At 61.2% G+C, this 19840-nt stretch carries 16 protein-coding genes, 4 pseudogenes and 1 other annotated feature; of the genes and pseudogenes, 5 read left to right on the top strand and 15 right to left on the bottom strand.

The annotated features are described in order from the left end of the window. Positions 1 to 710: 710 nt before the first annotated feature. The 3 genes and pseudogenes from ASD83_RS10870 to tnpC all read left to right on the top strand — a co-directional run. Entirely contained in the window at positions 711 to 1046 is a 336-nt protein-coding gene (locus ASD83_RS10870; RefSeq protein WP_056310766.1) for a hypothetical protein, read from the top strand. Between the two features lie 3 nt (positions 1047 to 1049). Then, a complete protein-coding gene (locus tag ASD83_RS10865) occupies positions 1050 to 1862 on the top strand; it encodes a hypothetical protein (RefSeq protein ID WP_056310764.1) in 813 nt (270 codons plus the stop codon). A gap of 674 nt (positions 1863 to 2536) precedes the next feature. After that, positions 2537 to 3423, top strand: a pseudogene (gene tnpC / locus ASD83_RS21540) (IS66 family transposase); the annotation flags it as partial. 22 nt (positions 3424 to 3445) lie between these two features. Here the strand turns inward: tnpC and ASD83_RS20945 are convergent. The 4 genes and pseudogenes from ASD83_RS20945 to ASD83_RS10850 form a co-directional block, all read right to left on the bottom strand. Next, positions 3446 to 3637: pseudogene (locus ASD83_RS20945) on the bottom strand (VapC toxin family PIN domain ribonuclease); the annotation flags it as partial. A 175-nt stretch (positions 3638 to 3812) separates the two neighbouring features. After that, positions 3813 to 4238, bottom strand: coding sequence for a type II toxin-antitoxin system VapC family toxin (locus ASD83_RS10855; RefSeq protein ID WP_056310760.1), 426 nt, complete (start codon positions 4236 to 4238; stop codon positions 3813 to 3815). Further along, positions 4238 to 4492, bottom strand: coding sequence for a type II toxin-antitoxin system Phd/YefM family antitoxin (locus tag ASD83_RS20655; protein ID WP_082561116.1), 255 nt, complete (start codon positions 4490 to 4492; stop codon positions 4238 to 4240). Before ASD83_RS20655 ends, ASD83_RS10855 begins: the two co-directional genes overlap by 1 nt. Positions 4493 to 4792: 300 nt before the next feature. After that, entirely contained in the window at positions 4793 to 5530 is a 738-nt protein-coding gene (locus ASD83_RS10850; protein WP_056310758.1) for a hypothetical protein, read from the bottom strand. A 311-nt stretch (positions 5531 to 5841) separates the two neighbouring features. Here ASD83_RS10850 and ASD83_RS20650 point away from each other — a divergent pair. Both ASD83_RS20650 and ASD83_RS10845 read left to right on the top strand, forming a co-directional pair. Continuing rightward, positions 5842 to 5982 (top strand): annotated as a pseudogene (locus ASD83_RS20650) (transposase domain-containing protein); the annotation flags it as partial. Positions 5983 to 6068: 86 nt separating this feature from the next. Further along, positions 6069 to 6419, top strand: a pseudogene (locus ASD83_RS10845) (transposase); the annotation flags it as partial. Then, positions 6351 to 6472 (top strand) — a sequence feature (AL1L pseudoknot). It overlaps the preceding pseudogene by 69 nt. Before the next feature lie 16 nt (positions 6473 to 6488). On the opposite strand, the gene ASD83_RS10840 reads toward ASD83_RS10845, so the two are convergent. The 11 genes from ASD83_RS10840 to ASD83_RS10790 all read right to left on the bottom strand — a co-directional run bounded on the left by ASD83_RS10840 (position 6489) and on the right by ASD83_RS10790 (position 19633). Next, positions 6489 to 7025: an invasion associated locus B family protein gene (locus tag ASD83_RS10840; RefSeq protein ID WP_056310756.1), complete on the bottom strand. Its 537-nt coding sequence runs from the start codon at positions 7023 to 7025 to the stop codon at positions 6489 to 6491. Beyond that, entirely contained in the window at positions 7018 to 7887 is an 870-nt protein-coding gene (locus ASD83_RS10835; RefSeq protein ID WP_056310754.1) for a ChaN family lipoprotein, read from the bottom strand. The genes ASD83_RS10840 and ASD83_RS10835 overlap by 8 nt, the downstream gene beginning before the upstream one ends. Further along, positions 7884 to 8570 carry a hypothetical protein gene (locus ASD83_RS10830; protein ID WP_056310751.1) on the bottom strand — a complete coding sequence of 229 codons (687 nt, stop codon included), beginning with the start codon at positions 8568 to 8570 and terminating at the stop codon, positions 7884 to 7886. The genes ASD83_RS10835 and ASD83_RS10830 overlap by 4 nt, the downstream gene beginning before the upstream one ends. Then, positions 8567 to 10342, bottom strand: a complete 1776-nt coding sequence (locus ASD83_RS10825; protein ID WP_162249153.1) for an ABC transporter ATP-binding protein/permease — start codon at positions 10340 to 10342, stop codon at positions 8567 to 8569. The genes ASD83_RS10830 and ASD83_RS10825 overlap by 4 nt, the downstream gene beginning before the upstream one ends. A 51-nt stretch (positions 10343 to 10393) precedes the next feature. Beyond that, a complete protein-coding gene (locus ASD83_RS10820) occupies positions 10394 to 12727 on the bottom strand; it encodes a TonB-dependent receptor (RefSeq protein WP_082561114.1) in 2334 nt (777 codons plus the stop codon). 146 nt (positions 12728 to 12873) lie between these two features. Beyond that, on the bottom strand, positions 12874 to 13572 hold the full coding sequence (locus tag ASD83_RS10815) for a FadR/GntR family transcriptional regulator (RefSeq protein WP_056310745.1): 699 nt from the start codon (positions 13570 to 13572) through the stop codon (positions 12874 to 12876). Then, positions 13562 to 14605: a four-carbon acid sugar kinase family protein gene (locus ASD83_RS10810; RefSeq protein ID WP_056312312.1), complete on the bottom strand. Its 1044-nt coding sequence runs from the start codon at positions 14603 to 14605 to the stop codon at positions 13562 to 13564. Before ASD83_RS10810 ends, ASD83_RS10815 begins: the two co-directional genes overlap by 11 nt. Next, positions 14598 to 16211 (bottom strand): ABC transporter ATP-binding protein, encoded by a 1614-nt coding sequence (locus ASD83_RS10805; protein ID WP_056310743.1) that lies wholly within the window; start codon positions 16209 to 16211, stop codon positions 14598 to 14600. The genes ASD83_RS10810 and ASD83_RS10805 overlap by 8 nt, the downstream gene beginning before the upstream one ends. Next, positions 16204 to 17124: an ABC transporter permease gene (locus tag ASD83_RS10800; protein ID WP_056312311.1), complete on the bottom strand. Its 921-nt coding sequence runs from the start codon at positions 17122 to 17124 to the stop codon at positions 16204 to 16206. Before ASD83_RS10800 ends, ASD83_RS10805 begins: the two co-directional genes overlap by 8 nt. A gap of 9 nt (positions 17125 to 17133) precedes the next feature. After that, complete coding sequence (locus ASD83_RS10795) at positions 17134 to 18048, bottom strand: ABC transporter permease (protein ID WP_056310741.1); 915 nt, start codon at positions 18046 to 18048, stop codon at positions 17134 to 17136. Between the two features lie 82 nt (positions 18049 to 18130). Further along, positions 18131 to 19633 (bottom strand): ABC transporter substrate-binding protein, encoded by a 1503-nt coding sequence (locus tag ASD83_RS10790; protein WP_056310739.1) that lies wholly within the window; start codon positions 19631 to 19633, stop codon positions 18131 to 18133. Positions 19634 to 19840 lie beyond the last annotated feature (207 nt).

Raw genomic sequence — 19840 nt, 5'->3', positions numbered from 1 at the left:
CCTCCATCTCGGCTCCACTGATGCCCGTGCGGGAGACCAAGCCTTCTGCCGGAAAGGCGGTTGGCCAGGGTTGATATTTCGGCCATGGCCGGCTTGCCATGCAAGCGTATCGGAGGGCCCTGGCAGCCACGATTGGGGCCGAAATTGCGGCTGGAACGGGCGAGGCAGGGGACATAATCGATAATCCCGTAGACCCCGGCCCCCTTGGTCGGTCGCATAATGGCTTTTATGCCGGGGGATGCGCGACAACGTCTGTATTGGACGCAGAACGGCCACTCTGCCGGGCCGCAACGATGCTGGGCCGCATGGATATGCACTGATCCAATACGAGCTGCATGCAGGCAGTTGCAGGGCGCGCTCGATCGAGCCAGCATAACGATGGGCGAATGGAGCCGCGTCTACATTTAAAAACAAGTTCGGTCTGCATTTGGGTGCCGTAAGCAGAATTGGCTGCAACTGCTCCCCAGACGAGCCGATGTGTTAACTTCCTTTCAGCTCTCTCGACTTGGTCTCCGCCACATTGGCATTGGCGCGTAGGTCGGGCGCCGGATTGGAGCCTTGCGCATCTGCTGGTGCACCTTGTTGACGATCCAGATGCTTTCTCTGCGTTGCGCAGGGGTCGAGCGGACGCTGGTGGAAAGGCATGGCAGGTGCATTTGATCTTGAAGCGTATCCCGGATACGCCTATTTTGGTCGCGAAGGAGAAGTCCATGAGTATTCAGGACAGGATCAAGCGATATCGATCGGCTGGCGGCGCGGCGGACCTCGTTCGTGTTGAAGTGCTCGTACCCGCCAGCGGACGAGAAGAGATTTTGTCTTATGCGGCTGCCATGCGCAGCAGCCACCGGCATCGTCGTGACCTTATTCAGCAAAACATCGACGAGGCAGTGATCCGCTATGGCGTCAGGGTGCTCGACAATATCGACCTGTCACGTCTTGGGAATGTCGAGGAAAAGGCGCGCGTCCTGGCCAAGGCACTGATGGCTCGCGGCGATGCCAAGGCCTTCATTGCCGGTCGCAAGCTCCTTGAACAATGCGCGGCCTAGATCATGGCGCTCACTTCGCTGCAGAAAGACGTGATGGCGGTCATCGCCGCGAACCGCTCGGACACCAGCTATATGGCGGGCGGTGCAGTCCTGAATGAGGACTGGTTTCGCCTGTCGGATGACCTGGATATATTCCACGATACTGATGAGGAAATTGTCGCGACTGCCCAAAAGGACATGGCATCCCTGACTGATGCCGGGTTCAAGGTGAACACTGACGTACTGATCTATGGCGTGGTGGAATGTACGGTTTCGAGAGGCGGCGACGCCACCATTCTGCAATGGATGAGCGAGACCCGATATCGCTATTTTCCGCTGGTTCGGGACGCAGAATGGGGCGTTCGCCTCAATACTGCGGACTTGGCGGTCAATAAGGTCGGTGCAGCCTCAACGCGTACCAAAGCCCGCGACTACGTTGACCTCGTCACCATCGAGGAGCGATTTTCTCCCCTCGGACCGCTCGTGCTGGCAGCGTCGGGAAAACCTCCCAACTTTTCGCCTCAGAAGATCATCGAAGAGATTCGTCGCCGTTCGCATTCGGTGCCGGACGAAGACTATCTTTCGGTCCGTGGGCTGCCCGCGGGCGTGACCGCGGCGAACCTGCGTGACCGATTGACTTCAGCACTTGACCGTGCCGAGGCCTATATCCAAACCGCAGATCTGAGCTTGGTGGGCGCGCTGAGCGTCGACGAGGCGGGGAAGCCTGTGGCGGCGCTCGGCGATCACAGCAGCAAGTTTACTATTCGTCGGGCGACCGATGAAGTCCAAGCGGTTCCGACCCTACGGGACGAACCGTCCGGTTTCGAACGCGGCTAGAGGCCTGATGCGACCCCCGCACGATTTGCGTGCAAGCAACGCAGTCTTTGTTCCATGGCCATGACGACGGAGGCTATTCAACCCCTGTTGGAGGCATGAATCTCGCGCGGCTCTCAGCCATCGTCGGTCCCACCAAAACGGAAATGGGATCATCAAGCCAGGCAAGGCGCGCAATGACGTGTCACGAGCCGTGGACGGCGGGGTGATCGATAATGGTCAGCAGCGCGTTTTTGATCACGTCGGTATGCACCTCGAAGAAGCGAGGAACTTGCTGTCCAAAGATGCTGGAAACTCGTCGATCTGCAGCTAAGTCTGCGAAATCGTCATAGTTCTCGGAGAATGCGTCGAAGATGTCTTTGGACGAAAAACCTTCATGCTTCGTCGTTACCGCCTTGGGCCGGGGAGGGCTGCACGCTTGTCGGTTGTCCTTGCCGCTAGAATAGACTCGCCACGGTGTTCGACGTATTGAACACCGGCAGTATGGCTCGTGCGAGACCCAAGAAGGGCTATATTTGATTTCCTGGACTAATCGGTCGTGGGGTCCGTCTCCCCACATCTTAGTCTCGCTTACCAATCGACAGGACCTAGGCGGTCTGTCTTGGGGCGGTTGAACGAACTTGATGTGGTCACGGGATCGGAAGCCACTGGCGATGTCGTGGTCGACCTTTGTCGGCGTGGAGCTGGACCGCTCGCTGATGGCACAGTGGATGGGCCGGCTCGGCTTCGAGCTCGAGCCGCTGGCCCAGTATGTGCTGCACACCATCAAACAGGGCGAGCGCGTCTTTGCCGACGAGACCCGGTTACCGACCCTGGCGCCGGGGTCAGGAAAGGTGAAAACGGCCTGGCTATGGACCTATGCCCGGGATGATCGACCGTTCGGTGGATCAGGACCACCATGGTGGCCTATCGGTTCGAGGACTCTCGGTCCGGCGATTGCGTCGCTCGGCATCTGGATGGTTATCGCGGCATCCTGCAGGTCGACGGCTATGCCGCCTATAAAATCGGCTGGGCAAGGATCGCGGCGCCAATGATGCCATGACCCTGGCCGGGTGTTGGGCCCATGCACGGCGCAAGTTCTTCGACCTGCAGGCCAGCGATGGCTCGCCTTTTGCCAGTGCCGTGGTCAAGGCCATGGCGCCGCTCTGGGCCATCGAGGAGGACATCCGCGGGCATGGTGCCGAACTGCGCGCCAGCATCCGTGCAGAACGTTCCCGCCCCATTGTGGCTGAGCTGTTCGCCATGCTGGAGCGGGAGCTGCCGCGCCTGTCGGGCAAATCCAAACTGGCTGAGATCATCCGCTACACCCTGAGCCGCAGGGCGGCCTTCGAGCGCTTCCCTGCCGATGGTCGTATCGAGATCGACTCCAACATCGTCGAACGCGCGATCCGCCCGCAGACAGTTACGCGGAAGAATGCACTGTTCGCCGGCTCCGATGGTGGTGGCAGGGCCTGGGCGACGATCGCCACCCCATGCCTGGCTGGCACAGACCCTGAAGCGTATCGCCCGCGGTTGGCCAAACAGCCAGATCGAAGACCTCATGCCATGGAATTTTAGCCCGTAACGGCCTCGGCTAACCGCTTACGTTCCAAACGACGACGGAGCGTTTCTCGGCGCTTGCCGTCCGGCATCGTGGCGATGCCGAAACGAAGTTCGGTCACGGTGACGGCTGATAAGTAGAGCGTGTCGATGGACTGATCGTCGATCCACGCCAATACGCGCGAGTCCGGCGTCGGTTTCCACGGTTCGGAAATGACACTGGCGTGGATGAGGATCACTCAAACCTCATAGGCTCGGCCGGGGCTTTATCGCGGATTTGGTCGAAGTGCTTTACTTCCGCGGCGCTCAATCCGCCAGCCCGCCATCATTTTTGACGCTCTTCCTCCTGACAAGCATTTTGCTATTTTGAACGCCATATCCCTTTGGGAAAGTCAGCCGTTCCGCCGCGCCGTGTCAGGAGAGATGATCCCAGGGATTAAAGATGGTGACCCCGGTTTGCTTGAAATCGGCCAGATTACGCGTGACCACCGTCATACCATGGACCAACGCAGTGGCGGCAATCAGGCCGTCCCGTTCGGCGCAGGGGTTAGGTACATGGAGTTGGGCACAGCGGAGGGCGACCGCCTTATTGACCGGCAATGTCCGATCGGCAAATTCAGGAACGACATGGCGATCCATCCATAAGCGCAACCTGACGCCTTGCTCCGGGTCACGGCGCTCCACCAGAAGGATCCCAAGTTCCAATTCCATCAGCGTTACCACTGATACGTAGAACTTTGTGGCGTCAACGCTGTTGATCCACGAGACGACGTTGATGTCCGCCTTACCATCGCCTGCTTTGCGCAGCTCAGAAATCACATTGGTATCGAGCAAGAACATTAGGAGAAATCTGCTGGACGCGGAAAGTCACGCGACCGAGGGGTTTCAAGCTCAATCTCTGATAGTCCCGGCATTGAAAGCGCTGCAACGATGCTCCGGCGCTGGCTTGTGATCCGCTGATACTCCTCGATGCTCAATAGAACTTGGGTGGGCTTGCCACGGTTGGTAATGAAGACGGGGCCGCTGCGCGTGGCCCTTTGCGCCTGGTTGGCATTCTGTTGAAATTCTCGACTCGACAATGTGGTGATCGTCACTTGGCTGCTCCATTCGCAGAATGTTGATACATTAGAACATTTGTGATCGAATGACAATCGTCGCACCCAGCTACGCCGCTGGCCGCCGCGTGCCGACGCAGCTATTTAAGTGACTGAGCGTTGCCATTGGCGAAGAATCCGCGACCTAATGGCAACAGACAGAAATCACCAGTATCGATCGCCCAATCACAGGCGTGCCGGGCGATGCGCACTAGGGTCCCGGCTCACGGCGCTTGTGCGCCGCCAATCTGGGCCTTCTGCCCGCAGTCCTCCACCACGGTGCTGTTTTCTGCGAACGAGTCAGGGGATGCTGTCGCGTTCGGATGAGGGCAACAGCATCTGTCGCAAGGGTGCAGGTGCCCTTGCCAAAACCCCGGTCAATCTTGCGGGCCGGTCGGCCGCGTCCCGAAATTCTTCGCTGTCCGTTGCGAGCTGGTAGCGGCCCGTCGGCGTCAGAAGTACCAGCAGTTGGCCCTTCGCATGATAGGCTGCGAAAGCCTCGCCATTGCGGGAAGACGTGCACCATCGCGTTCCGCGTCCCCACCAAATGGCAGCTTCGGCTGTGTCCAGTCTGACGAGGCGCCACTTTGCTTCGCAAAAAAGAGTGGCGCTGCCAGCAAGAGCCCTTGCGCGCTCGGAAGCCTGCGCCTCGCGCACATGCTGCGACCTCTGGCCCGTCTTTACCGCCAACAATTCTTCAATGTTGGCGTAAAGATTGATATCGCGGTGGGTCGGCAGGAGTTGGGAGCGGATGGAGTCGAACCGTTTCAAGGCGGAGGTGAGCGTTTCGAGCTCCTCGATCGAGCTCATGCCCCTTAGACCCATTATCGGCCACATGCGCCTTCGCCAGCGCGCCAACCAGCAAGCATAACGGCCGGTTGGGGTCGGGTCACATGTTAGAATCAAGTCCAGCATGTTCTGCTCGATCCTGACAGAACTCTGTTGATCGAGCTTTTCCACCTCCGCGCGGTTCCATGCCGCACGGAGATGGATGTTGATGACGGAATCGGCGCGTTTGAGATGGGATGAGGAGGGCATGCAGAGAGCCTGGCGCGACCGATCAACGGAGCCAAGGGCCCAAGTCTGGGGATCCCCGGGTTTCTCCAAGGGGCACCGTCCGATGCCGACCGGATCGGTGATCGTGTCGCCTACCCGCGCACTCGGTCATCAGTGGGGCAGCCGTAGGGTGTGGGCCAAGGCCAGCCAGGTCGAGACGGAAGCGCCCAGTTCCTCCCTGCCTAGAAAATCCAAATACCGCCTCGGCGCGCGGGCGCCTGATGGTGACACTTATCCCGTCGTGACCCCAGGGATGTCGGGCGCGCGAGGGGATGATCGATAATGCCCGTTAACGCACCATCCGTCCGATGGCACTCAATCGGAATACCGCGCTCTTTGCCGGTCATGATGCTGGAGCCAAAAACTAGGCCATCATCGCCTCGCTGATCGAAACCTGCAAAATCAACCACGTCGATCCCTACGCCTGGCTGGCGCAACCCGAGGTTACATTGCCGCGGGCCACAGCTATCTGAACCGCACCGCGTTTGCCGGAGGCTCCAACTCTTGAGGAAGGAGGAGCATGACAAGCAAGACGACGAACAAGTTTTCAGTTGAGGTGCGCGCCCGTGCGGTGCAGATGGTGCAGGAGCATGGCGGGGAGTATCCATCCCGCTGGGCAGCCGTGGTTTCGGTTGCCGGCAAGATTGGCTGCTCGGCCCACCCTCAATAAGTGGCTCAGGAAGGCTGCGGTCGACAGCGGCCAGCGCGCCGGCGTGACCACGGATACGGCCGAGCGCTTGAAGGCTTTGGAACGGGAGAACCAGGAGCTGCGGCAGGCCAACGAGATCCTGCACAAAGCTTTCGCATATTTCGCCCCGGCAGAGATCGACCGCCCGTTCAAGCGATGATCGTCTTTATTGATGAGTACCAGGATGGCCGAGCCGATCTGCAACCGGCAAAGCATCTGGCAAGCCGGCCGCCCATGACGAGGCGGGTATCGCTAGAGGCTGAGCTCGACTGAGCGGTTGGCGGCGCGGGCGAAGCCGGCCAAGGACATCTTGAGATCGATCGGCTCGCCTGCTCCGGCGCCGAGGGCGCCTATGACGAGTTCGGTGCCGGCGCGCAGGGCGCTGATCTGGCTGGCGTCAAAAGTGATGGGTACGAGGCAGCCCGTGGCGATGCAGGTGACGAACGGCCAGTTGGTGCCGAGAACCGTGCCATCCACTTTCAGCGTTGCGCCCTCTGCGAGACGCAGACCAAAGGGCAGGAGCAGCATGCCTTCAGCCCTATCGACGGCCGGCGTCGCGAGTTCGATGGACAATACCGGCTGTCCGCTTTGGCTATCGGCCAGCGTTTGCGACATGACGCAGAGTTTGGCTGTGTCCTGGATGCGGCATGAGACGGTCCAGTCGCCATGTTCCTCGTTGAGCGATTGGGCGCCGCCGGGGAGACCGGGAGCCGGCGCAGCGTCCTGGGCGGTGGCGGGGGCGGACAAAAGGCCGAGTGCAAGGAGGGTGGGAAAGAGGCGGTTACGCATTGATGGTCTTTTCGAGTGGGAGGAGTTTTCTGGGCGCAGCGCGGTCCGGTGGCCCGGGAAGTCGGAAGAGGGCGTTGCCGAGATTTTGGCGATCTTCGGCGAAGCCGGCCTCGTCGGATGGCAGGAGGATCGCTGTATCGTTCACGCCGAGCTGGGCGAGCTGGAAAGGTGTGCCATGGCCATATTCCATGTGGCCGCGGCCGATGATGCCGACGATCTGGCCGGCGATACCGGCTTCGAGCGCCCTGGCGATGTTGCAGGCAAAAGCGCGATCCCAGGTCTGCTGGGCGCGGACGAAGCGGTCAAAGCCGGGATCGGCAGCATCGGCAATGGGGCGATCGGAACGGCTACCGCCGGTGGTGTCGAAGAGATATCGGCGGTGTGCGAGGCTGGCCGGCACTGCGGGCGTTAGTCCATCGCGTTCGTCTTCAGGAATGGCGTCCCAGCCTTCCTTACCGACACGGGTGACGAGGGGACGCTCGCAGTTGAGCGCCAGCATGGGCAGGCGGAACTGGCGGCAGAAGTGGAAGAGCGGCAGGTAAAGCTCGGGGTCGAAGCGCCAAACAGTTTCCCATTCGGCTTGTTCCAGAAAGTCTGAAACGGTCAAATCCCCAGCCACCCAGCGGTCGAGCACAGGCTGGCAACGGCGCGGGAACATTTCAAAACCCAAGGCGATGTCGCTGCGCTGGGCGAGGAGCCCGGCACAGACATGCAATTGCCAGCGATGAATGTCGAAGCGGTCGTGGGTTTCCCCCAGCAGCACGACGCGGCGATGCACCATGCGCGCAAGAACCTCGCCATGGGTGAGGGGCGCCCCGGTGGCGCCGTCGATCCAGGTTCCGGGTCTATGCAGCGTGGTCATGCCGGAACCGCCGCGTTGTGGAGCGTCAGCGACAGTCCGGTCGGGGTGCCATCGGCGTCGAGCGCCGCGCCGTCTTTCCAGGTCGAGACCGAGTTGCCGAGGAGATGCAGGTGAAAGTCTGGGCGCATGACATTGATAAAGCCCATGGCCGGCTTGACGCTCTCGATGACGCCGGTCCAGTTCTGCTCAAAGCCGGTGCGCTTGAAGCCGATGGAGATTTTGGTGCCGGCATCGAGCGCCGCCCGCAACGGAAGGGCGCCCGCATCTTCCAAACTCGCTTCGACGCGCTTGGCGCGGGGCTCCTTGGGCTCTTCCGGCAGGGGCGCGCCTGGGCCGAATTCGGCCAGTGCGGCATCAAACGGCTCGATGCCGGCGAAACCGACCACGCTAAAGAGGACTTCATCGCCGCGACGGAAGTCGATGCGAGGATAGACCTTTTCCTGCATCACCGAGGTGCGGTCGACGATCATGGTGGTGATTGCGGTGGGATCAATGCGGCTGTCATGCGCGGTGCCGCCGCAAACGAGCCAGCCGTCTTCGATGGTGACGGCCTCGATGGTGCCGATGCGTTCATGGGTGGCGCCGTTCTGCTTGGCGGTGATCATCAGATCGCCCATGGCGGGCAGCTTGCGGATCACGGAAGCGGGCGGGACGGGAAGGATTTCACGGCGATTGGTGGTCATGCGGGGACACCGTCAGGCAATTGAGAAGAGGAGGAGGGTGCGGAAAGAGCGCCGGGCGCGAGATCAATAGTGCGCACATCGCCAAGGCCCTGGGGCTGGCGGTGGGCGACAATGATGAAGGTGGTTTGAGGTAGGTCGCGGCGCAGCATGGCGAAGAGCGCGGCTTCCGCGGTCTGGTCCAGCGCCGAGGCGGGCTCATCGAGTAGCGCCCATTGCGGCTGCAGCAGCAGGAGACGGGCAAGCGCCAGCCTTTGCTGTTCGCCGCCGGAAAGGCCGTGGCCGGTGCGCGTATCCGAGCGGCCGAACTCCACGCCGGCAATGTGGCTGAGGCCGACCTTTTCGAGCGCGGCGTCGAGCGCGTCCACCGAAAAATCGCCAACCGCGCGCGGATAGGCAAGCGCATCACGCACCGTGCCGATGGGGAAGTAGGGTCGTTGCGGCAGGAAGGTCATGCTGGCATCGGGCGAGGAAATGGTGCCTACGCCATGCGGCCAGAGCCCAGCCAGCGCCTTCATGACGGTCGTTTTTCCCAGACCCGAGGCGCCCCGGAGCCAGACGGCCTCGCCCTGCCGGATTTCCATTTCCGGTACGTCGAGCAGGCGACGGCCCTCGGGCGTGGTGACGCGGACCCCGCTGAGAGACAGGACCGGGCCGGGGGCGGTGTCGTGCACGATGTCGCGGCCGGTGGCGCCCGCCGCCTTGGCGGCCTCAAGGAAATTGTCGAGACGCGATGAAGCGGCCACGAGATCGGCGAGGTCACGATAGGAGAAGATGAACCACGAGAGGCTGGTGACCACGCTGGAAAAGGCGGTGCTCAACTGCATCAGGCCGCCAAAGGCGACATGGCCGGCGAGATAGCCGGGCAGGGCGACGAAAAGCGGGATGCGCAGCACCGAGTGATTGAAGGGATAGGTGAAGCAGCCCAGGATCAGCTCGCGATTGACGAGCTTTTTCCAGTTGCTGACCACAGCGGCGAAACGGCTGTCGAAAATGCGGCGTTCGGCGCGTTCGCCGGCACTCATGGCGATCTCGTCATAGCTGCCGCGCAGCCGTGCCAGCGCAAAACGGAAATTGGCCTCCCGGCGCTGTTGCTCAACCAGAAGGCCCTTCAGCGGATGGCCAAGGGCATGGGTGAGCAGGCTCGCCAGCGCCACATAGATGAAGGCGGCCCAGATCATGTAATTGGGGATTTCGATATCGATCCCGATCGGGGCGAGCGAGAGCGGGAAATTGGTGAGGCTCCAGAGGAGCGCAAGGTAGGAAAAAAGCCCGACGATACGGCTGATCATGTCGAGAGCTTCGCCCAGCAGCGACGTGATGAAAATCCGGCAGTCGTCGGCAATGCGCTGGTCGGGATTGTCGATGGCATAGCCCCGCGGCCCACCGGTTACGTCGCCCCAATGCGGAAAGGTGGCATTGGCCATATGCCAATAGGCCTTGTTGGAAAGCCAGATGTCGAGCGCACCGGAGGTGAGGCGGCCGCGCCAGAGCATTTCGAGGCGTTTGCGCAGCAATTGGCCCGTGAGGTGCCGTGCGGAATTGGCAGCGACGATCAATCCGAAAATGCCGACCTGCCGAACCGCTTCTGCGCCATCCATGGCTTCGAGGGCGCCATAGAAGGCGCCGGTCCAGCTGACAATGAGAATGGTGGCATAGACCCCGCCGAGATCGAGCGCGACGATGACGGCGAAAAGCGCGATGCTCCATTTTCCGCCAGGCCCGGCAAGGCAAAGCTTCATGAGGCGCCAAAACTGGGCAAGAACCTGTGACATCATCTGCTCCGAGAGGAAGTGGGACGCCCATGGGCGTCCCGTATGCGTGCCTTAGAACCGGACTGTGGTGCCGAGCTTGAAGGTCCGGCCGGGGCCGACCTGGCCTTCGAGCGGGTTCTGGGCAGCGACATTGGCCGCTGCGGTGTTTGCGTAACCAGTCAACGTGTTCGGGAAGTAGCGGGTGTCGAAGATGTTCTGGACGCCAAAGTTGACTTCCACATTCTCGGTCGGCTTCCAGGTGACGTAGCCATCAAGGAGGGCGTAGCCATCGGGCTTGAAGGCATTTGCCGATGCGCGTTCGGTCGGGCCCGCTGCCAGCGTGGTCAGCAGTTCAAATTCGAGCCCATGTTCCGGCATCTCGTATCGGAGGCCGAGAACGGCGGTGAGCGGGACGGCACCATCGAACGGCGTGGTCGCTGTGCCGGAGCTGACCTGCTGCGTGCCCCGCTGCCAGGTCAGGTTGGCCGAAGCGAAGATGTTCTCGTAGAGCTCATACTCGGCGCCGACTTCGATGCCGTAGAGATCGACTGCTTCCACGTTATCGGACCAGTACATCGACCAGTCGCCGGAGGGCAGCAGAACTGCCCCGGGAGCAATTTGCAGGCCACGGATGAAATTCGAATACTTCGAGTAGAAGCCGGACACCGAGAACCAGCCCTGTTCGAACTCACCGCGAAGGCCGACTTCGTAGTTCCTAACCGATTCCGGCTGCAGATTCTGATTGGGAACCAGGTTTACAAAGCCGAAATTGCCGATACCCGAGCTCGACTGGAACAGCTGCTGCGCGTTGGGCATCTTGAAGCCTTCGCCATAAGCTGCGTAGATCGAGAAGGCTTCATTGAGCTGGTATTGCAGCGACAGCTTCTTGATCAGCTCCGAGCTGCTGACCGGCTGTGGCGTGTAACCGGCAAGGCCGGCATAGGTGCCGTCCGGGGTGATGCGATAGTTGGCCCAGCGCAGGCCCGGCGTGATGGTCAGGCGATCATCAAGCAGCTTGATCTCGTCCTGGATATAGAAGTCGGCGCGAACCGTCTGCGTCTTGGGGAACGAAAAACCCTGATTCAGGGCAATGGTGGTGCCGTTGGTCAGCGAGCTCCAGGTCTCGTTGCGGCCTTCATAATTGGTCTGTGTGTAGTCGCCGTCGAACCCATAGGTCAGGGTGTGGAACGTCGGACCAGCGGTAAAGGACGAGACCAGTTGCAGATCGGCTTCAAGGAAGTTCTCGCCATAGTCGCGCAACTGATAGACGGTCTGGGTACGGTTTGAGTAAGTGCGATAGGACGTGCTCTCTGTTATCCGGCGCTGTGGCGAATAGCTCAGGTTCCACTTCACACTGTCGAGCCATGAGGCCCCCACTTGCCAATCGTGCTCGATGGCAAGGCGATATCGTTCCATATCGAGCGTGCGCGGATAGCCGGTACTGTTGTAGGTCGTGGCGGTCGGCGCTCCCTGCGTGGAGCTCGAATCCCAGATCTGCTGAATGAGCGTGTTGCGATCAAAAAATTCGCCGGTCAGCGTGATCTTGTGATCGTCATTTGGCGTTGCCACAACCTTGACGAGGGCGTTGTAAGCGCTGGTATCGGCCGGGAAGAGTTCGTTGCAACGAATGTAGGCCGGGCGGGTGCAACTGTTCCAAATCCCCCCATTGGGATCGCCCTTGGTGAGCTTCGCTTCTTCCGAGGAAATATGCCCGAAGCTACCGAGAACTTGCACGGCACCGAAATCATAGGCGCCGGTAACCTGCTTGCGCCAGGAATTGTCAAAACTGTCAAAGGCGGTACGCACTTCGAGCGCCCAGTTCTTGTCCTGGCCGTCGAGCAGATCAGCCGGATCGCGGGTGCGCATGGCGACCGTGCCGCCGAGGGCGTCGGCGCCCCAGAGCACGGAATTGGGGCCGCGCACGAGTTCGACTGCCTGCAGGTTCCATGTGTCGATGAAATCACGGCTGCCGTCGGTGATGCGTTCCTGAATGCGTGAGCCATCGACCATCATGAGGACGCGATTGCCGCCCATGCCGCGGATCGAGAAGCTGTTGAGCTGGCCCCAAGGGTTGGTGATCGAGGTCGTGCGATCAACGGACACACCCGGCTCGTAGCGCACGAGGTCCTGCATATCACGGACAACGCGTTTTTCGATGTCTTCCTGGGTAACAACGGTGATGGTCTGGGGCACTTCAAGCAAGCGTTTGGCTTGCCGCGTTGCCGAAATAACGAGACGTTCCAGCAAGGTGATCTGCGTGGAAGACAGTCCGGGAGCCGTCGTCTGAGCCGTGGCCTGGCTCAGGGCCGCCGAACTTGTGAAGAGGGACGTTGCCAAGAGAATGGCGCAAGCGGACGGTGTCGGCCGAACGCGAACGCGCCCAGCCGGCCAAAGTGGTCGGTTCATCAAAAGCCCCCAGGAAAAGGAAAGGCGGGGCTGGCTTGGCTGGTGATGACTGGCTGCTGGCTACGCGGTGGCATAGCTAATTAAGATGACAATATGAGTCAACTATAATTAACGAGTCTGAACGCAGGTTAGCCGCGGGCGTGCCGCTACGGCTTGGGAGCGAACAGGCGGTCGCGGGATCCGGCGAGGTGGTCCAGCATCAGTTTTCGCGCAGTCGCGGCATCGCCCGAGCTGATGGCTTCGAAGACGGCTGTGTGCTCGGTCAGCACGTGTCCGAGACCGTCATTGGTCCGCCGCAGGGATAGTCCGTGAAGACGCATGCCGACGGCGATGTGCTCTTCGAGGGCCTGCATGGCGGTGACGAAATAGGGATTGGCCGAAGCCTGGGCGATGCTGAGGTGGAACATGAAATCGGCATCGGCGCGGTGCGCCTGGCGATTGGTGGCGTCGCGCAAGAGGTTGAGGGCCGTCTTGATCTTCTGCAGGGCTTCGGGCGAACGGCGTTGCGCGGCCATGGCAGCGGCTTCGGGCTCGATGGTCAGGCGGAAATCGTAGCAGTGCTGAAGATCGGACAGGTTTTCCATCTGGCCAAAGCCGAGCGGCTCGCGAATGCCCTGCTCGCGCACGAAACTGCCCGCGCCGCGGCGCGAATAGATCATGCCCTGGTCGCGCAGGCGCTGTAGCGCATCGCGAACGACCGGGCGGGAAACCTGAAATTCGGCGGCGAGCGCGTGCTCGGTCGGCAGGCGTTCGTCGACGGCATAAGCGCCGGATTTGATGGAGCGCTGGATGCGGTCGAAAACCGTATCAGCAAGGTTGCGCCGCCCCGTGAGACTATCCGACATGGCTTTGCTCGAGGCTCCCGGCGCTGAGATATGGGGCGAATAGGGTGGACAAGGTATCTGGATCGCCAAAACCGCCCGATTTGGTGACGACAGTCAAGCCTCCGGCGCGCGCGATGGGCAGACCCGGCAGGGCTTCCCCCAGAAGTTCGAGCATGGCCATGCCAAGTTGCTCGAGAATGACCTGCGCCGTGGCGCCGCCCGATAGCACCAGAAGCGAGCCGGGCGGCGGGGAAAGGTTTTCGAGGGTCCTGCCAAGAGCGGTAGCGACGGTTTTGCCGTCGGCGGGGGATGGGCCGGGAATGGCCTGGACGATGGTCAGTTTTGCTGGGCGAGCCGGTATTGCGCCTTGCCCATTGGGCGCGGGGACGTAGCAGATGCCGGCATCGCCCGCGCGCAGCCGGTCGAGCTGGGTCAGCGTGATCGGGTCGGTCGAGCCGATAACGCAATAGGCGCGACCTTCGGGGAAGGAGATGTCGGCTTCAGGCGCATTGGGTGCCATGGCCCTGGCCATCGCCTCGGCAAGGCCGCGCGCCCCGATCGGCAGGTCGAATGCCTGTTGCAGCACAGCTTCGATATCGGCCTGATCGGCGATGTCGGGCACGATGGCGGTTGCGGCATGCCGGCCAAGCCGTCGTGCAATATCGATAGGCTCGGCAACGCCAAAGCCGCCGATCTGGCCATTCTTCATCCAGCGCCCAAAGGCCGGAATGGCCGGAACGACGAGGCTTTTCTGGTGCGGGATGGCCTCCAGCTCGGCTTCGATATTACCCTTGAGCCGGGAGTCTACTTTTTTGAACAGCGCTGTTCCGGCCGGCAGAGCGGCCAATGCTGTGCGGACAGCTTCTGTGGCTGCCTTAGGCGAAATTTCCCGACTGTCCGTCGAAACGCCGATGACGCGGGCGCCGGTTGCGATGGCCTGGGGCAGGGCTGCGGGGTTGAGCGCCACGACAGTCGAAATGCCGCGCATGGCAAAGGGCGCCGCTGCGTCCAATGCGCCGGTCAGGTCGTCGGCTATGATCGCCCGTTCAAGCATGGATGAGCGCTGCCCGCCTTTGCGCTTGTACATCGGGATCGGGGTCGAGATTGGCGGCCAGTAGCCGCTGCGTATAGGGATGCTGCGGCGCGTCAAAGATCTGCGCCGTCGGTCCACGCTCGACGATCTCTCCCGATTTCATCACGATGACGGTATCGGCGAAATCGCGCACCACGCCGAGATCGTGCGCGATGAAGAGGAACGAAATCCCAAGCCGCTGCCGCAGGTCGTCGAGGAGAGCGATCACCTGTGCCTGAATGGACACGTCGAGCGCGGAAACCGCTTCGTCGCAAATGATCAGTTCGGGCTCGAGCGCCAGAGCGCGGGCAATGGCGATGCGCTGGCGCTGGCCGCCCGAAAACTGGTGCGGGTAGCGATCGACATGTTCGGCATCAAGGCCGACCTGTTCAAGCAATTCGATCACCCGTGCCCGGCGCTTGCTGCGATCGGGCATGAGCTTGTGAATGTCCCAGCCCTCGGCAATCAGCTGATAGACCGACATGCGCGGATTGAGCGATTGGGTCGGGTCCTGAAACACCATCTGGATTTGCCGGCGCACGCCAAGCAGTTCGCTGCGCCCCATGCTGATCAGGTCGCGTCCTTTCCAGAGCGCCTCGCCGCTATCGGCCTCTTCGAGGCAGAGCAGGGTGCGCGCCAGGGTCGATTTGCCGGAGCCGCTTTCCCCAACGACGGCGAGGCTTTGCCCGCGCGCCAGCGTCAGCGACACGTCCTGCAGCGCGGCAAAATTGCCGTAGGTCTTGCAGAGCTTTTTGGCTTCGAGCAGCAGTGGCGCAGCCTGATCGAGCAGCCTGATCTCGCCCTTGCCGGGCGCGGCGTCGATCAGCTTGCGGGTATAGGGGTGCTTGGCGTTGTGGTAGACGTCGCGGACCGACCCCTCCTCGACGATCTCGCCTTTGTTCATCACGACGACGCGGTCGGCGATTTCTGCGACGACGCCGAGGTCGTGGGTGATCAGCACCAGCGCCATGCCTGTCTCGGCCTGCAATTCCTTGAGCAGCGCCAGCACTTCGGCCTGAATGGTCACGTCGAGCGCGGTGGTCGGCTCGTCGGCGATTAGAATATCGGGCTTCAGCATCAGCGCCATGGCGATCATCAGGCGCTGCCGCTGGCCGCCGGAAAACTGATGCGGATATTTATGCATCGCCTGTTCAGGCTCGGGGATGCCGACGCGGATGATCAGTTCCATCGCGCGGGCTCGCGCCATGTCGGCGGGGCGGCCATGCGCAGTCATCATCTCGATGATCTGCCAGCCGACGGTATAGACCGGGTTGAGATGGCCCAGCGGGTCCTGGAAGATCATGGCGATCTTCTTGCCGTTCAGCGCCCGGTGCTTTTCGTAGGAGACCTTAAGCAGGTCTTCGCCCTCGTAGAAAATTTCGCCCGAGACGATCTCGGCCGGCGGAATATCGAGCAGGTTCATCACCGCATTGGCCGAGACAGACTTGCCCGAGCCGCTTTCACCGAGAATGGCGAGGGTCTCGCCGCGCCCGACTGACCAGCTGACGTTTTTGACCGCGTTGACCGTGCCGCGGGCAGTGTGAAAATCGACCGAAAGATTGCGAACAGTCAGCAGGGGCTCAGACATTCTTGGTCTTCCTTGCTTCCAGGCGCCAGCGCTGGGCCGGATCGAGCGCAATACGCATCCAGTTGGACAAGAGGTTCAGCGACAGGGCGGTGATGACGATCATCAGACCCGGCCAGAAGGCCAGCCACCAGGCGGTGTTGAGATAGGGCCGGCCCTGCGCCACCATCAGGCCCCAGGTGATATCGGGCGGCTGCACGCCGATGCCGAGGAAGGAGAGCGAGCTTTCCGCCAGCATGACGAAGGCGAAATCGAGCGTCGCAATGGTCACCAGCGTCGGCGCCACCACGGGGAGGATGTGCCTTAGGATGATGCGTGCATGGCTTGCGCCCATGACCGTCGCCGCCTGCACGAACATGCGCTCACGCACTTCGAGCACTTCGGCGCGGGTGGTGCGCAGATAAATCGGAATGCGGGTGATGGCGAGGACGAGAATCATGTTGGGGATGGATGGCCCGAGCACATAAAGCACGACCACGGCGATCAGCAGCGAGGGGAAGGACATGATGACGTCGGCAAGCCGCATGATCACCTGCGAGGTGTTCTTGCCCATATAGCCGGCGACGAGGCCAAGCCCGGCCCCAACCACCAAGGCGGAGAGCACCGTGCCGGCAGCGATCATCATGGTCGAATGCGCCGCGACGACGAGGCGCGCCAGCATGGGGCGGCCGAGCGAGTCGCCGCCGAGGACAAAAGCCCAGCCGCGATCAAAGCTGAAAGGCGGGAAATTGCGGCCGCGCAGGTTTTGATCGCCCGCGAGTTCGCCGAGCAAGGTCGGCCCAAGCAGCGCAAAAAGGACGATGATCAGCAGCACGACCGCCGAGGTAAAGGCCAGTTTGTCCCGCCACAGCATGGAGAGTAGCGAGGGGCCGCGCACATTGGGCGCAGCGGATTTGGCGAGCGACAGGTCTGCCATCATCGCCTCCTAGTTACGAATTCGCGGATCGAGCAGGCCATAGGCCACGTCGATCAGGATGTTCATGATGAAAATGGCCACGGCGGTGACCATGATGGCGGCCAGCACCACGTTGAAATCGCGCTGCAGGATGGAGTCGATCATCAGCTTGCCGACGCCGGGGAAACCAAAAATGGTCTCGACGATGACGGCGCCATTGAGCAAGGCCGCGGCCTGATCGCCGATGACGGTGATCACCGGCAGCATGCCGTTACGCAGCGTGTGCACGAAAATCAGCGGCAGGTTCTTCACCCCTTTGGCGCGCGCGGTCTTCACATAGGGCGCGCCAAGCGCCGAGATCATCGATCCGCGCACCACCTGCACGACAAGGCCGAACGGCCGGATAAAGAGCACGGCGATGGGCAGGACCCAGTGCAGCGGCGTGCCGACGCCCGAGGTGGGCACCCAACCAAGGCCAATCGAGAAGACGACGATCGCGACAATGGCGATCCAGAAATCGGGGGCTGAAGCCCCGATCAAGGAGATGATCGAGACCAATCGATCAAAGAACCCGCCAACCTTGAACGCGGCAAGCGAGCCAAGAATAATGGCCGAGGTAACAACGAGGCCCATGGTGATCAGCGCCAGCGGCAGCGTCCAGGCATAGGCTTCGAGCACGACATCGATAGCCGGCCGCGCCTTGCGCAGGCTCTCGCCGAAATCGAGATGCAACAGGTCCCAGACATAGCGGGCGAACTGCTCGATAAGCGGCAGATCGAGCCCGTGCAGCGTCCGGAACTGCTGCTTCATTGCCTCGGTGGCGTCGATGGGCAGGAAAAGAACTGCCGGGTCGCCGGTCAAGCGCGAGAGAAAGAACACCAGGATCATCAACCCCAGAAGGGAGAGAAGGCTGGCGATCGCTCGCTGTCCGATCATTTTGGTCATGCCGGTCACCCGAAAATGCTTGGAAAGTGACGAAGTGCCGGAGAAACCCCGGCACTTCCAGATGTGAACCCTGGGACGGGTCTTACTTGAAGCCGATTTCGCTCAGCTGCAGTTGCTGATTGGTCGCGATGGTCGGGGTAAAGTCGAGACGTTCGCTGACGCGGCTGAGGCCAACCATGTGGAACAGCAGGACGTCGGCCACGATCTCATCGTGAACATAGGCGAAGAGTTCGGACCAGAGGGCGGCGCGTTCGTCGCCGGTTGCAGCCGAAGCGCGGGCGATTAGGTCATCGACCTTGGGATCGTTGACGCCGGACTGAGTGCCTTCGCTCGCATATTTGAAGAACATCGAGAACACCGGGTCGCCGCGGCTATTGTCATGCTGGGCGAGAACCAGACGCGTGCCAGTGCTCTCCGGGTAGGGCTTGGAATAGTACTGCTCGTGCTCGGCGACTTCCACCATGCGCAGGCTTGCATTGAAGCCAACGTCCTTGAGCATATCGGTCAGCGCTTCGGCCACTTCCGTCACATTGGGGAAGTTTTCGGTACGGGCAATGATTTCGATCGGCAGGCTGGTATCGACGCCATCGGCCTTGGCTTCTTCAAGCCACTTCTTGGCCTGGTCCGGATCGTAAGCCGGAGGGCTCAGGTCCGGGTTCCAGCCGAGTGTCGTCGGCGGCACCATGGCGACGGCAAGTTCGGTGCCTTCGGGCAGAACGGTGCCGATAAAGGCTTCGCGGTCGATTGCGGCGTTAAGAGCCTTGCGAACGCGAATATCGGTGGTCGGAGCGTCCTGATTATCAACGCGGAGATAGACGGTTTCCGAATTGAGATAGCTGAAATCGGTTGCCGGGTTGTTGGCGACTTCCGCAGTGATCTGTGGCGCAATATCGGCTTCGCCGGCTTCGACCATTGCAGCGCGAACGGCCGGCTCGGAGCGGAACACATAGGTCGCCTTGGTCACGGCCGGAGCTTCACCCCAATAGTCGTCGCGGCGCTCAAGCACGATCTGCTGGCCGGCGGTCCATTCGGTCAGCTTGTAAGGGCCAGTGCCAATGGGATCGCGCACGAATTCCATCGGCGTTTCCGAGGGAACGATGGTGACAAGGCTCATCAGCAGCGGCAGCACCGGCTGAGCCGGCTCGGCCTTGATGTCGATGGTCAGATCGTCAACGACGGTAAAGGTGAGCGCGGTATCGGCGAAGTAGCGCTTGCTCTCGCAGGTGATCTGATCGGAGAAAACGCGGTCGAACGAATGCTTGACGTCGGCAGCATCAAAAGCGGTGCCGTCCGAGAATTTTACGTCGGGGCGCAGTTTGAACTGCCACACGCCGTCGCCCTTGTCTTCCCAGCTTTCGGCCAGGCGCGAGGTCAGGCCCTTGTCGCCGCGCACGTCGAGTTCGGTCAGCGTTTCGCTGATATTCTGCAGCACGACGCGGCCGATATTGGAGCGCGTGGCCATGCAGGGTTCGACGAGATCGAGCTCTTCGCTCAGGACCACGGTGATGTCGGTATCGGCCTGCGCCAGGGCAGGGGCAATGGTCGTGGATGCCAGTAGGGCGCCGATCAGAATCGGTTTGAGCAACAATGTAACCTCCCATCGCAGCTTGACGGTGCCATGAGCGGCGCTGCGGGAGCGCTCATGCGAATTCCTCCGGGGACGGACAGGGTCCTTCCTTGGGCTGGGACTATTTTCTATTCGAGTGTTAGTTGTCAAACCAAAAATGAAAGAGATTACATATGAACATATTGAATGGACATAACATATTGAAATATCATAATTAAAAATGAC

Origin of the sequence: Devosia sp. Root685 (genome assembly GCF_001427875.1) — a bacterium.
GTDB lineage: Bacteria > Pseudomonadota > Alphaproteobacteria > Rhizobiales > Devosiaceae > Devosia.
Note: the sequence above shows the minus strand (reverse complement) of the source record. Positions and strands in the feature narration are given on the sequence as shown.

What these genes read in the sequence shown, in the direction of transcription:
- ASD83_RS10810 (WP_056312312.1), bottom strand. Translation starts at nt 14,605, where the DNA reads ATGCTTGAACGGGCGATCATAGCCGACGACCTGACCGGCGCATTGGAC.
- ASD83_RS10815 (WP_056310745.1), bottom strand. Translation starts at nt 13,572, where the DNA reads ATGTCGGATAGTCTCACGGGGCGGCGCAACCTTGCTGATACGGTTTTC.
- ASD83_RS10840 (WP_056310756.1), bottom strand. Translation starts at nt 7,025, where the DNA reads ATGCGTAACCGCCTCTTTCCCACCCTCCTTGCACTCGGCCTTTTGTCC.
- ASD83_RS10850 (WP_056310758.1), bottom strand. Translation starts at nt 5,530, where the DNA reads ATGCCCTCCTCATCCCATCTCAAACGCGCCGATTCCGTCATCAACATC.
- ASD83_RS10825 (WP_162249153.1), bottom strand. Translation starts at nt 10,342, where the DNA reads ATGTCACAGGTTCTTGCCCAGTTTTGGCGCCTCATGAAGCTTTGCCTT.
- ASD83_RS10805 (WP_056310743.1), bottom strand. Translation starts at nt 16,211, where the DNA reads ATGTCTGAGCCCCTGCTGACTGTTCGCAATCTTTCGGTCGATTTTCAC.
- ASD83_RS10800 (WP_056312311.1), bottom strand. Translation starts at nt 17,124, where the DNA reads ATGGCAGACCTGTCGCTCGCCAAATCCGCTGCGCCCAATGTGCGCGGC.
- ASD83_RS10870 (WP_056310766.1), top strand. Translation starts at nt 711, where the DNA reads ATGAGTATTCAGGACAGGATCAAGCGATATCGATCGGCTGGCGGCGCG.
- ASD83_RS10865 (WP_056310764.1), top strand. Translation starts at nt 1,050, where the DNA reads ATGGCGCTCACTTCGCTGCAGAAAGACGTGATGGCGGTCATCGCCGCG.
- ASD83_RS10830 (WP_056310751.1), bottom strand. Translation starts at nt 8,570, where the DNA reads ATGACCACCAATCGCCGTGAAATCCTTCCCGTCCCGCCCGCTTCCGTG.
- ASD83_RS10835 (WP_056310754.1), bottom strand. Translation starts at nt 7,887, where the DNA reads ATGACCACGCTGCATAGACCCGGAACCTGGATCGACGGCGCCACCGGG.
- ASD83_RS10820 (WP_082561114.1), bottom strand. Translation starts at nt 12,727, where the DNA reads ATGAACCGACCACTTTGGCCGGCTGGGCGCGTTCGCGTTCGGCCGACA.
- ASD83_RS10855 (WP_056310760.1), bottom strand. Translation starts at nt 4,238, where the DNA reads ATGTTCTTGCTCGATACCAATGTGATTTCTGAGCTGCGCAAAGCAGGC.
- ASD83_RS10795 (WP_056310741.1), bottom strand. Translation starts at nt 18,048, where the DNA reads ATGACCAAAATGATCGGACAGCGAGCGATCGCCAGCCTTCTCTCCCTT.